The organism is Bacillus sp. S2(2024) (assembly GCF_050474045.1).
In the GTDB taxonomy this organism is placed as follows: domain Bacteria; phylum Bacillota; class Bacilli; order Bacillales; family Bacillaceae_G; genus Bacillus_A; species Bacillus_A yunxiaonensis.
In genome coordinates this window covers 521,665-535,389 of the sequence record NZ_JBFLUS010000003.1, presented here as the reverse complement: position 1 = coordinate 535,389, position 13,725 = coordinate 521,665, and the positions used below count along the sequence as shown (strand labels likewise).

The 13,725-nt window shown below is 36.6% G+C and carries 6 protein-coding genes; all 6 read right to left on the bottom strand.

The annotated features are described in order from the left end of the window. Window positions 1-44: 44 nt before the first annotated feature. Window positions 45-992, bottom strand: coding sequence for a helix-turn-helix transcriptional regulator (locus AB1284_RS02795; RefSeq protein ID WP_429751841.1), 948 nt, complete (start codon window positions 990-992; stop codon window positions 45-47). A gap of 277 nt (window positions 993-1,269) precedes the next feature. Beyond that, window positions 1,270-4,470 carry a DEAD/DEAH box helicase gene (locus tag AB1284_RS02790; protein ID WP_429751843.1) on the bottom strand — a complete coding sequence of 1,067 codons (3,201 nt, stop codon included), beginning with the start codon at window positions 4,468-4,470 and terminating at the stop codon, window positions 1,270-1,272. 51 nt (window positions 4,471-4,521) lie between these two features. Continuing rightward, window positions 4,522-5,238, bottom strand: a complete 717-nt coding sequence (locus AB1284_RS02785; protein WP_429751845.1) for a hypothetical protein — start codon at window positions 5,236-5,238, stop codon at window positions 4,522-4,524. Window positions 5,239-5,252: 14 nt separating this feature from the next. Beyond that, a complete protein-coding gene (gene pglZ, locus AB1284_RS02780; protein ID WP_429751847.1) occupies window positions 5,253-7,181 on the bottom strand; it encodes a BREX-3 system phosphatase PglZ in 1,929 nt (642 codons plus the stop codon). Between the two features lie 12 nt (window positions 7,182-7,193). Continuing rightward, window positions 7,194-9,998: a DNA methyltransferase gene (locus AB1284_RS02775; RefSeq protein WP_429751849.1), complete on the bottom strand. Its 2,805-nt coding sequence runs from the start codon at window positions 9,996-9,998 to the stop codon at window positions 7,194-7,196. Between the two features lie 16 nt (window positions 9,999-10,014). Continuing rightward, window positions 10,015-13,713 (bottom strand): DUF6079 family protein, encoded by a 3,699-nt coding sequence (locus AB1284_RS02770; protein WP_429751851.1) that lies wholly within the window; start codon window positions 13,711-13,713, stop codon window positions 10,015-10,017. Window positions 13,714-13,725 lie beyond the last annotated feature (12 nt).

The window sequence follows — 13,725 nt, the reverse complement described above, 5'->3', positions numbered from 1 at the left end:
AAACTCTATAGAAGCCCTGTGACTGAATATTTTATGCTGCACATTCAAAACGTTTCATACAACTCCAGCAACTTCCTCCCCTCCTCAATAATTTCCTCTCGTAAATGCTTAGGTGCTACTACTCTTGCAGATGCTCCCATACCGAGAATCCACTTCTTTATCGATTCTTTGCCACTCATCGTTGCTCGAAAACGAATACTATCATCAGAATTATATTCTATAATTTGATTCTCTCCCCAAATTGATTCTGGTACAGATACAGAAAATGGTGGATAAATAAGTAATTCTACTTCTAATAGCTCATTCATAATACCAAACCTCGGTAATTCCTTTGGAATATCAAAATCTTCAGGAATTGTAAATGTATCATATAATGTTCGAATCTCTTTCATTCGGGACAATTTAAACATACGAGTGTCATTATTATCATTGCACATGGCGATGCAGTAAAAAAAGTCATTGTAATGTACAAATCCATAGGGATCAATAGTACGTTCAGACCTTTCACCAGATCGTTTTTTATACTTTATTTTCACTTTACGTTTTGTCAATAATGCTTCTTGTAGCTGTATGTATTTTCGATTTTCATCCGAAAACTCATAATTCGGTCTGGACCGCTGAACAAAGTAAATATGGCGATCCCGATCTTTTTCCAGCTTCCGTAATGCTTTCAACTTGTCCAACGCTACTTGTGCATCATCCGAGTAAATTGCATTTCTTCTTGATACCAACTGTTCCACAGAAAATGTTAACGCACGCAACTCCTTATGAGACATATTTCGAATTGGGAGTAAAGATGTGTTTGAAATATAGTAACCGCCGTTCCTACCTTTTTCACTTTCAATGAAAATACCTGCCATTTCTATCTCGTCACGATAAATACGAATCATGCGTTCTTTTACTTCCAATTCTTTTGCTAACTCACTAATTTTCATCTTCCCTCTGGCATGAAGCAGTTCAATCATACGAAGAGAATTGCTTAATTTGCTCATGTATTTCCTCCTCTCTATTCACAAGTACTTATTTCTAACGTACCATGAGAAACACTATAAAAATTTAAAAAAGAGAACGAAAAACACTCTTTCCAAGAAAAACTTTTAATTTTTACGTTTTCAATCGTCTAATATCGTCCTTCTGCTAGATTTCTTTTGCGCCGATCTTCAATTAGGTATAAGGATCTTTTGTTTATAGACTTTTTTTATTTTGTTATCACAAAATAAAGCACACCATAATCTATAACAAATTATGATGCGCTAATAAAATAACTGTTTAACTAATAATCATTTCATCCTTTATCGCTCTTTCTTCCACTACTTCCCCATCACGCACAACGTATATATAAACTTTCTCCAATATTTCATGCAAGTCATCTAGGTAAAAATCATTTAGTGCAAAAGCGGGATTGTTGGTTAAGATAATATATCGCTCTTCTCCGTTAAATCTCTCGCTATAGTAATCTACTAAACCAAGATTACGAAACTGCTTTACATTAAGTCGGCCATTTTCTCGTTCGTAACTCATTACAGCGTCGTGATAATCTGTTGCAATAACTCTGTCACATACACCAGATGGAATAAGCTCTAGTAAAATGATCTTTTTTGGTGGCTTCATAGAAATATTTTTTTGACGGTGAATCATACTTAGACGTTCTTCCTTCTTCAAATCCAGGTCAATGAGTTTTGCGTTCATTTGGTTAATGAGAGCGCTGTTTCGGTTATCTATATTTTCCTGTTGATATTTTTCTAATCGCTCTAGGGTTTCCCGATACTGTTGGCTAAATGTTTTTTCCAAAAATGCTAATAGCTTATCCAACTGCTTTTCCCGTTTAGCCAAAATTTTATCTCGAATCAAAACTGACTGCTTCATAATCTCAGACGTACATTGGCTCGGAGCTTGTGTTTGAATATGAAATGAGTTGTTATTGAATTCAGTTGTAAAAATCCAATTCGGATCTAACGAGATCATTTCCCCATTCGCTCTCTTAGCGAGATGAACATAATGGTTTTCTAATTCTTTCCCTGTTCCATCTACAACACTGACATGATGCATTTCAATATGTAATGATTCAGGTATATTTGCTGTTGTGGTATAGTGATGCCATGTTTGTCCTTCTACTTCTTTTTTCATGAGTTCCAGACTTACATGAAATAACGGATGACTCTCGGTTATCATCGGTACATCTTCTGATTCAAACTCAAGCGAGTTAGTAAATCGATAACTGTCTCCTTGATAATCTTGCAATTCAGGAACATAATCTCGTATAAACTTCGGCAAACGTTCAATCCGCATAACTTTTCCGTCTTGTGATTTAAAAATCCGGACACGCTTCTTTTCTAAAGCATACGCAGCTAAATCAGTAAACATACGCTTCGGAATACGTCTTACTGTAAGATCATTTTTCTCACGCTTTAATGCTGACAAATCAACATGATCTTCAGTCATTCGTTCTTCTTGCATAAGCTTTAATAACTTCTGATGCTCTTCAGATAACGTTTTTTCCATGCCAGCAATCACTTCGTCTAGTTTTTCTCGATTTAGAATTGCTTCTTGCATTAAATCAGCTAAACTATCATAATGATCTTCTAAAATTTCCCCCATAAAATCGTATACAAGGTCAGAACCCAAGTCTGATTTCATCAACTCCATTTTATCTAAAAGTTTAGCCATCACACTACCTTCACGCGTGTTTTGTGCTACCAAATTAAATACAAACACTTCATTTTTCTGACCGATACGATGAATCCGCCCCATCCGCTGTTCCAGTTTATTTGGATTCCACGGGATATCATAATTAATCATTTGATTACAAAATTGCAGGTTAATAGATTCGCCGCCGGCATCGGTTGCAATCATAATTTGACATTCATCGCGGAACATCACAACCTGCTTCCGGCGTTGATCCATGGAGAAGCTCCCTACAATCTTGGCAACTTTCTGTACGCGTTTTAATAACTTTTCTTCTAAGTAATTTAGCGTATCTGCTGATTCAGTAAAAATTAAAATCTTTTCGTTATGATTTAACAACCCTTCTTCTCCAAATAATGTATCTTCAAGCTCCTGATACTTTTTCTCTACCGCATACAGTTTAATATGCTCGGCTTGCTGTATTAGTCTTTTTAATACAATCAATTCCTTTTTAAGCTCTTTTGTATCAATTACATCTGTAGATTGCTCCAATTGGCTTTCTAACTTCTCTTGAATATCATTACCTTCTTCTAGATAGCTCTCCGTTTCAATTGCCTTCATCTTTTTAATAAACTTACTGCGCTCTGCTTCAGTTTGTTTATATAGCTTAATAAGCCGGTTATATCTTCGTTTTAAAGACAAATAAATAGCATCAATTGATGAACTCAACCGGCGCTGCAATAACATCATCGCAAATGCAGTGCTATTACTTCCATTATTCATTGCCCGGTTAAAGTATTCACGCACATATTCTGTCACCGCATCGTACAACGCTAACTCTTCATCCGTTAACTGGAACTGAATAGTCTTAGTTGTTCGCTTAGGAAACAGAGGGGTCCCGTCAAAGTTTTTTAAATTCTCCTTTAAACGGCGAATGATAAATGGGTTCGTTTTTTCCTTTAGACTTTCGCTCGTCTTGCTGCTAGAAAAAATATCTTCATCAATCAACTTCATCAAATGTCTGAAGTTTTCTGAATCCCCCTTATGCGGCGTGGCCGTTAGCAATACACAGTGATCCGCTTTTTTAAGTAATGATTCTCCAAGTTGGTACAACTTCGTCCGAAACGTTTTTTTCTTCACTGTACCATGTGTATACGCAGCCATTTTATGGGCTTCATCCACAATCACCATATCAAATTGCGCTTCTTGGATAAGTGCTTTTACATCATCTCTCATTGCCCAGTACATGGACGTTAAGCATAATCGATTTGCGACAAACGGATTTTTCCCGCCGTATTCTTTCAAAACTGCACGATTGACGATATGAAAATGTTCATCAAATTTTTGCTCTAACTCTTCTTGCCACTGCTTTAATACAAGCGGTGGCACCAAAATCAAAATACGGTCAACACTTAAGCGGGCCTTTAACTCTTTTATCAACATCCCTGACATAATTGTTTTACCGGCACCTGGATCGTCTGCCAATAAAAAGCGGACTTGTGGCACTTGCAGCATTCGTCCGTACACAGCTTCGATTTGGTGCGGCAATGGTAGTAAATTCTTATTTCCTAAAGCCCTTGTTTGTGAAAATCTCACTTCATTTTTCAGCAATACATATTGCAGATACTTTTGCACATCTATCGCATTCATATTGGTGACTTCTTTTTCGTGCTTTACGCGTTTGAACTCTTGAAGCTTTTCTTGCTCCAACATAATCTCATAATACCGATTTGTGTCTTGTCCAATCGCTTCAATAATAAAATACTCTCCGAAAGCTTCGCACTTTTTAATTTCTACACTTTCAGGAAATTGTGAACTTAATACAATCTCGCCCACTGCTAACATGAACGTCTCCTCCTCTATCATAAGAAAACCTTATCCGTTAATGAATAAGGTTTAATCTATATTACGCTCAACTACGATTGTATCGACTCCTTGACGATGAAAAACAAAATCAGGATTTTTCCGTAATTCCATTAAGTTGAATTCATACGAGAATGGAAAGAACAAAATATGATTTTGTATCACATCGAGCTGTAGCGCTTTGTGATCCAGCACATATAGCAATATGTGAATAATAAACGACTGCATCTCTGGGTTACTGATTTCAATTTTTTCCTTTACTCGGTATGATCGACTTTTTCCCACATCTATAAGTCCCCATGCTTTCATACTCATCAACACTGCACTTGTAGCCACTTCGACCCGTCGTCTATCTCCATACGCTTCTTTCATTCGCTTTCCAATCACCATGCTCTGTACTTCATCCTGAAGTTTAAATAATTTACCGAATTCCTGGGCCACATCTTTAAAAAATGGGTATGCGGCCAATGTCATACCCCAATGAACGAGGATACGTTCTTCCTTCGTCAAATCAGGTAGTATATCCAATAACCGATTTCTCATAATTGCTATATCTTCATTCACTAAATACCAAATTTTCATTAACATCGTAATCGCATTTTTTCTTGACTTGGCACCGGTAATATCGTTGCGCAAATACCCATCCAATACGTCGTACATTTCTTGTCGAGAATATTTTTTGGTATGATTCGCTGTATAATCTAGATGATGTAACAATACCTTTTGATCAAATCCAACAGGCTTTGTCATGAAATATCCTCTCCTTACTTCTGTTGCACCTTCACAAAAGGCACAATAACTTCTTCTATACTAATTCCACCGTGTGTAATAATCTCTTGCTCTTTAGGTACAAACGCTTGCTTGTACTGAGATAATAACACATAATAACTATCTGGGAGACCAGCATTCCCCCACGACAGACCGTCGATTTTGGATAAGGCATGATTATACAATGTTTTATCGCTATAAATCCGCACTCGCTCACCTTTTTGATCCACTAACACACCTTCAGAAATACGACCAATTCCTGTCGCTTTTGTATTCCCATGATCTGAAGTAAGGTAAACAGAATAGCCATCATTCAATAAATCTGTTAATAGATGAGCAAGATAATTAGTTTCCATCCATATCTTTAAGTTGGAAGCCATACTCTTTTCACCCAATATCGTACTGTGCGTCAGTTGATCAATCACGTCAATTACCGCTCCATATACTTTGACAGAATGTTTACTTAAGCCACGAATATTACCTCTGTCATATTTCTCCGTACCTAAGCCTTTTTGATAGGCAACATATTGCTTTAACACACCTTGATTTTCCCAAAACGCTTTCCAAAGCTTCTCCTCGGCAGCCGTTGTTTTTAACGTGTTGCTAAAAGTAAGCGGCATATTACCTGAAAAAATGGCTTGGCGTGAAACAGACGTAAGCGTCGGTACCCATGCAAATATGCCATTTTCCTCAAACGAGAAACGATGCTTCCTCAAATAATCACGCACTTGTTTCCATTGCACAAAACTCATACCATCCAATACTAACAAAGCAATCTTTTCATTTCCTTTTCGGTTGGCTTGCAATGTATGCGGAACATGATGAACCATCTTCGGTTTTGGAAACGGTGGTAAACTCGTCAAAGTATGATACTGCGTTACCATCCAGCTCTCAAACTTTGTATTGACTTGATCCATCAGCTTATCCACATCTTCCATACATCCACTACCATTAATATCCAAATATGTATATTTATATTCCGAAATGAGATCCATGACATGAATCCAATCTTTATACTGCTTGGCACTTATAAGCTGTTCCTTTACCTTTTCACTTAAATAGCATAGTTTTTCCGCTATATCTTCCGTTTCTTCTGCGATCCCGGCCTTCATCCATTTCGGAACTTGCAAAGCTGAAATTCCTTTTGCTTTAAGTAAAATACCTTCCATAAACAAATCGTTCATCAATCGGCGTACATCATGATTGGCAAACGGATGCGTCTCATACTCCTTAAAAGGGTCAAAAATTTGTATATCACTAGAACTTTTATATGTAGTTACTAGAGAATCCCATTGCTCCTCTAAAAAATGATAAAAAAATGCAGCAGAAGAAATTAAATTCTCTATCGGAAACTTTCGAAACACTTCAACCAGCTGTAGTTTTCCAATAAGAAATTTCTGAATCGATTGAGGAATATCTGCTTTTTTATAGTGAATGGATAAAAGCAGTTTATACAGCTCTACTTCACTATCAATAATCTCATACGGTATTTTATACACATGCTTTACAATGTACGCCAAAGTCTCCGCATTAGAAGAAGAGCCTTGATACTGCGCATGCGCAGTAAACAAGGCATCTAAATCTTCTCGGTTCATACTTCGGAGTATTGACGCTGAAAACTTTGGAAAGATCGTACTAATGTTAATGCTAATACTAAATCCTTTCCTAATAAATTCATACGGAAACACAATATCATCATTCGTATATACAATGACTTTACATTCTTTCTCATGTAAACGATATTGCTGCTCGTACAAATATCGAAACGAAATGCTATCTTCAAAACGTACCACTTCATAATCATAGTCTGTTAGCTGACTTAAAATGAGCTCATCACTCAACAAAAAATCTTTGTCATGTACCAGCAGAAGCTTATTGTTTTGATATTGAAATTTCCTTAACACCTCATCGCGCCAACCACTCATCGTCATCACCTACTACAATCCTAATCGGATACAAGCATTATCGTAGTACATTAACAATTTATCATCTTCTTGGATAATCTTCTCAGGAAGACGATCTCCAATTTTTACAATCTTTTCGAAGTCCTTCTCACTATATGCCTTCTTAAATCCAGCACGAATGGCCTCCGTACGGAATTGTTTCAGCTTTTTCTTACTATTCTCAAGTTCCTCTAAATAACCTTCAAACTCACGAAGCAACGACTTTTCACGAAGCTTCTCCAGGTCTGCTTGCTTGTTTGGATCCGGCACGTACCATCGATTCATCGCTTTTTCAATCAACACAGTATCAGTTGCTTCCAAACCGCGTAAATCTTTATAATTGCGTCTTAAATAGGAAACAATTTGATCCGGTACTCCTCCGTCACCTTCATAACGCAGGAAGTTTTGATGCAATAGATCATCCAACTCAGGAAGCAGTTCATGCTTCGCAATATGCTGAATTTCTTTCATATAGTTTGGATGCAAATCTTGACGTGTTTGTGGCTTCTTCAACAATTGTTGGCGAATCCATTCGATTGCGCTGTTTTCGTCAGATACGAATAAGCTCATTTGTGCAAATTCTTTTACTAGCGTACGCTTCTTATCATACTCAGCAACCTGGCTTTCCAGGAACGCCATGCCATCACGCATTGGGAAGCGCTGTACGACACCCGATTGAAACTCAGCGGATGAGATTGGAACTGGCAAAGCACTTTGGACATGGTAAGCTACCATGCGGTCGAATAAGATACGAGGTGTTCTTTCTGAAATAATTTGCGCTTCGCCTTTAACGCCGATAAATATTGGCAATTGCTCTAAATGTTGCCTTACAAAAGTCCAAGCAGATTCTTCTGTGTTTTGTTCTTCTTTCATTTTTTCGATATTTTCTTTTTTAGGTTTATAGGCAGAGATAACCAAATCTTGTTTTACTGCCGTTGTAGAAGTCACCGCTTTAAAACTTCCCTGCTTCTTATCCAATGCTGCAACATTAGCAATAACAAAACCGGCTTTTTGGATAGCTTCTTGAATCGCATTCCATACACTTGCTTGTGAATTACTAAACTCCACAGTCATCCATCGTCCTGGTTTTAATACCCTATAGTAATTTTTAAAACACTCTTCCATAAGTACCTGATAATCACTTAAGTTTTTATTTTGTACATTATTCACAATTGCTTCAGGTCGATTATTTGTATAAACTTTAAACCATGCTTCCCATAAAAAATTTAATTCTGAATACATTAAATTCCCACCAAATGGCGGATCAGTAAATATATAGTCTACGCTATTTGCTTCTAAAGGTATTGATGCTTGAGAACCTGTTGAAAGTAATATAGAGTAAGTTTTACTATAATTTACTTTTGTAAAATCTTTCAACTTTCTTTTTAATAACTTAAAAGGCGAGTTTTCAGTCCATAAAGATGGAATATAATAAGTACCACTTACTGTTCCCATTTTACGGTCCAACGTAAACTTATACATTTTTGTGGTTCTAATCATGGCAGAAGTAAGCCAACTATAAAGAATTGGCATACTGTATTTTTTGACCTCTTCCATAGCTCGTGATAACACAAAAATATTCCTTTTCGTATAAAGGTGATGTAAATGAGTAATTCCATGACTCTTCTTAGGTTGTTCAGTATTATAGCCTTCAGGAAGCTCATATGTTGGAAACCACACTTCAGTGTTAAAATCATTAATTTTTTTCAATATTTCTAAATCTTTATCATTTGGCTTTTTATCAAATCTTTGTTTTCCAACGCTATAATTTATTAAAATAGGTACTTGTTTAACCCTATTTATAGCCTTGCCTATTGCACTATCAAAATAAGTTTCCCAGACTTTTTCAATATTTTTCTTAGAAAGCTGTGAACTACATTTTGGACATTCAAAAACATCCCTGATTTTATTCTTTTCTGTATCCACCGCTACTTCCCAGAAAACTAACTCCTCTGAGCAATTACTACAAGAAAAAACATCACTCCAAGCTGTATAATTGATCACCCCTTTAATAGGATTACCAAGAGGGTCTATTTGTGTCCTTTTATCTACCTCATGATTTGTTTCAAACATCCAATTATATTCAACTTCAAGTTTTTCTATTATTTTTTCTGCAATCTCTTTTAAATCTTGTATATTTGTCGGAGAATTATAATTTTTAGAAATTAAAGTTGCTATAGGAGACAAATCATTTAAAATACATTTCCTTTCTCCTAACTCACTAATAACAGAATTTTCGTAATTTATATGACTACCATTCATTTTATAACCTAAACTTTTTATAACTTCTTCACGTCCACATTGAAACGATGCTACCCCTGTCATACCTGTCCCAGAAAAACCATCTAAAACAAGATCACCTGGTTTTGTATAATGTAAAATATATCTCATAATAGCTTTATGTGGTACCTTTGTATGATAAGCATGTGCCATATAAACTGGATCAGATTTCCCTTCACTTACATCCGCAGCAAACGGTTCTCTATGATATTCCTCATTCAAATCCATACCATACTTCTCAACTTTTTCCCGTTCCCATTCCTCAATAAAATCATTAATCCAGGGATTCGGGCACGCTGTATAATAAGGCGGATCAGACAATGTAATAATATCCTCATCTTCCCCAATTGGAAATCCTTCAATGTTCTTTAATTCAGGAAGCTTTTTTCGCAGTTCATTTCGAAAATATTCACGACGCGCTTCGTCGTTTTCAAACGTCATACCTAAGCAGACAACGGGACTGTTGTCTGCTTGTGTATGCTCGTCTAGTAGCGATAGTTGTTTTGTATCTTTATCCAAAATTTGTCCCTCCCTCTTATTTCTTAACCGTTAACCGAACACGGCTTGTTTCGTTTCCTCCGATTAAAGCTTTTAACAGCATATCAAAGTTTTTACGCGCTTCATCCACTGTAATAGGATTACCGTCTCCAAGTACTTTCATAAGTTGTCCTAGCTCAATTTGCTCCTTATGAATCCCTTTTAGAACAAGATTGATAGCATGAACTAGGTTTAGTGAAATCGGCAATGTGAATGCTTTATTAGCAATTAATTCGTTAATTAAACGTTTTTGCTCTGGTTCTAGCATTTCAATGCTGTCTTTTACAACCGGATCGTTAAAGTTTGTTAGGAGAGTTTCTGTCCAAGTGTTTAACATTTCTCCTAATTCATCCTCTAATTGAGACAGTGATACCTTTTCTTTATTTTGCTCCACACGTGGATTAAATTGACACTGCGGACATTCCGGTCTATGCTGCAATTTTTCAGCCGTTAAGCTATAACAATCCCTTAACAATTCCATACTTACTTTCCATTCTTTAAACGAATTGCTTGGCAAGAATGAAATTTTATTTGCAAGTGTTTCTACAGCATCATAGCGCGGGTCTTTCAGTAATTCTGCTTTTTTCTTGTTTTCCGTCGCATTTAAACGTGCTTTTTGATGAAGTGCGATGTAGTGCTCAATATAGTCTTTCTTCAAGCTTTCAAGCTCTGCCAATTCTCTTGTGCACTCTTCATCATTCTTTAACGCCATACTTAAGTTGTCCAGCGCGATATCTACATCATTATTCCACTCGTGGCTTGGCGAGATAATATATCTTGCTTTAGTTAAATAGTTGGCTACTTTTGTATACTCATTAATTTTTTGCTGCAACTTTTGTAATTGATGAACAAGTGTCAAGTGTTCCTTTTCTTGTTCAATACGCTCCACATTGTATTTTAAGTTCACCATTCTAGCTCGAGTATTATACACTTGCAAACCTTGTAAAAATTCGCTCAGGCTGTTTAACTTAGCTAGTCTATCTTCTTTTTCTTCAGGTGAAAAGAGCTGTCCATCCCAGATTTCGAACTTATTTCGTACATTTGCAATCATCTCTACGGTTTTACTTGTTTCTTCTTGCGCTCTCGTCATAATTTGCTTAATGGAAAAATCGACAGAACTCGGATCGGTAAAGTCCGCTTGTGCCGCACAGAACATTTCAATCAGCACTTGTACTGCCGGTACAGGCAATCCACTTGGTTTTTTGATATGACTAAAATATGTTAAATCCGTTATAGGTAATCGAATAAAGTCTGCAAAGTTCATGGCTTCATATGTCGTACTATTCACCGTAACAACGATTTCACCGCTTTGAATTAATGCCGCAAGCACGACTACCAATAATTCCGGTTCCATCGCAAACTCTTTTGTGAAGCGTTGATCTGGTGTTCCATGAACGGTATTGATGACTTCAATCAATTCATTTTGCTTCAACACTTGCCCCTGATCTTTTTGACTTAAAAACTCTAGTAACCATTTGGCATACCCTGAGTTTCTCGGTGTTACATTTCCATTATTATCAAGAAGAACGAGGCCGTTTAATATCGCTTCCCCTTGATTTGTTTTCTTCCCGTTTAGATAATCCAAAGCATCTTTTACATATGTGTGCATATTCGCTTTTGTTACATAAGATCTGTCCAACTTACGGAAAGATGGATATTCACTATATTTCACTTCGAACCATTGAGACAGTAAATCTTGGGAAACAGAATCAATGATTTGAATTAATGTTTCCGGATTACTTGGCAAAAAGAAGCCATGTTCTAAAACATTTGCATGATTTCCTCTATATACAATTTCAAACGCTTCTACAAAGTTTTCCTTCAACCATTTCACTAACTTTTTCAAGTTATCATCCATTTTCGGTTTATACAAGTGACGGTTTGTCGTTGTATCGTTATACATCTCGCATGCACCGCCATATAGACGTAAACGATTAATGAAATCTTCATTTTTCTTAATTAAACGGAAAAATACCTCATCTTCTTTTTGCTCATCTTTAAATTTTGGTTCTTCGAATGGCTGCAGCATGTAAATATAGAAATCACGTTCTGGTTGCGCTGTGGAACGTTCATTAGGAGCGCCAAAGAACAAATAACCTTGACGTTTTACACGTCGGTCTTCCCATGGAACTTCATGCAGCCAAATCTTATAACCATTTACATATGTCGTATCCGCCACTTCTGTCGCTTGTTTCAATACTTGGAAATAGTAGCTGTCTAGTTGGTTATCTGTTAATCCTTCACCGCGTTGCTGAATAAGCTCATCAACTGCCGTTACCTTTGCAATATCAATATAGTATTGGCTATTGTCTTTATTTAATGAAACAAATTGGAAGCTTGCTGCGGTCATTAAATCTTTCATAGCCGATTCAATCATTGTTGTTAAAAAATCAGCTGCTTCGTCATCTAATTCCAATAACATAGGATTGCTTACGAACAATTTGTCACGTAGTGCTTCAGATGTAAGACCGATTGGGGTTTTCAAATCGTCTGTTGTTAAACGATAGACCGCTAATGCGTTAACTAGTTGATTCGCCATGTTTTTATACTGACGTTTTACGCCTGTTTGAATGCATCCTTTTAACATCTCAACCTTGTTCATAACAAGCTTTACGTTCTCATTTGTCCGAAGGGATGAATCTTCCTCAATGTATTGCCAATAGCGGTCAAATGAAACCAATCCTGTTGCTTCTTCAGGCACTTCAAGCGTGAGCAGCTTTTTAATCTCCTTACTGATTGTTTGCAGTACAACACGTTTTTCAGCAATATTCACCTTTTCAAAGGTTTCTAGATACGCAGGATGAATCGGATACATATTCACAAATGTTTCCATCTCTTCCGACAAACCGTTGTATAGTTTTGTGAATTTACTTAAATGTTCACGTATCAATGCTTTTTGTTCTTCATTTTTCTTTAAAAGACGCTCAGATACAACAAACGCAATATCCTCACGAATGATACGTGCTTCTCTAAAACGCTCTTTTACACGGCGAAGTGAATCCGCTACGAAACTGAATTTTGGGTTATCAAACAACATTTCCTGTACGCCAGAAATAAAACGGAAACGGGACTTACCACAGACTTCCCCTACTTCACGTAAGAACCCTAAATCTAGTGTTAATTCTTGTTCTTTGCGACCACGTAAATAATCCAACAACTCGTCTATTACTAAAAGCAACCCTTGCTCCGGATATTGCTCATGGAATAAATCCATCATTTCAAAGAACATCTCTTTGTTATTTGTCACTTGATCTGCTGACGGAAATGAATAATCGATTCCCATCTTTTCTAATCCGCGCTCTAATTCACGACAAATAATATCACGAAGTGGCATTGTAACCGCACCAAACTCAGCACGAACCACTTTGAATTTCCCTTCAATTTCTTTTGCCTTTTCCGCCACTGCTTTATGACGTAAATGCTCGCTGGCACCTGGTAATTCTGCAATTGTAGAGATCACACTCATTAAGTGGGATTTACCTGTTCCGTAATTACCGACAATGAGCATACCTTTATTATCCACCCAGCGGTCGAATTGGATATTTTCAATAATCTCATTTGTTAATTTTTCTGCCATGTTATCAGAGATAACATATGTGTTTAGTAATGAAACAGCATAATCCATATCGTTCGCATCTTTTAATTGAACAACCGATTCAACTGCTTCAAATTTAATTAAATCACCGTAACGCAACATATCTTTCTCCTT

What these genes read in the sequence shown, in the direction of transcription:
- pglZ (WP_429751847.1), bottom strand. Translation starts at nt 7,181, where the DNA reads ATGAGTGGTTGGCGCGATGAGGTGTTAAGGAAATTTCAATATCAAAAC.
- AB1284_RS02795 (WP_429751841.1), bottom strand. Translation starts at nt 992, where the DNA reads ATGAGCAAATTAAGCAATTCTCTTCGTATGATTGAACTGCTTCATGCC.
- AB1284_RS02770 (WP_429751851.1), bottom strand. Translation starts at nt 13,713, where the DNA reads ATGTTGCGTTACGGTGATTTAATTAAATTTGAAGCAGTTGAATCGGTT.
- AB1284_RS02785 (WP_429751845.1), bottom strand. Translation starts at nt 5,238, where the DNA reads ATGACAAAGCCTGTTGGATTTGATCAAAAGGTATTGTTACATCATCTA.
- AB1284_RS02790 (WP_429751843.1), bottom strand. Translation starts at nt 4,470, where the DNA reads ATGTTAGCAGTGGGCGAGATTGTATTAAGTTCACAATTTCCTGAAAGT.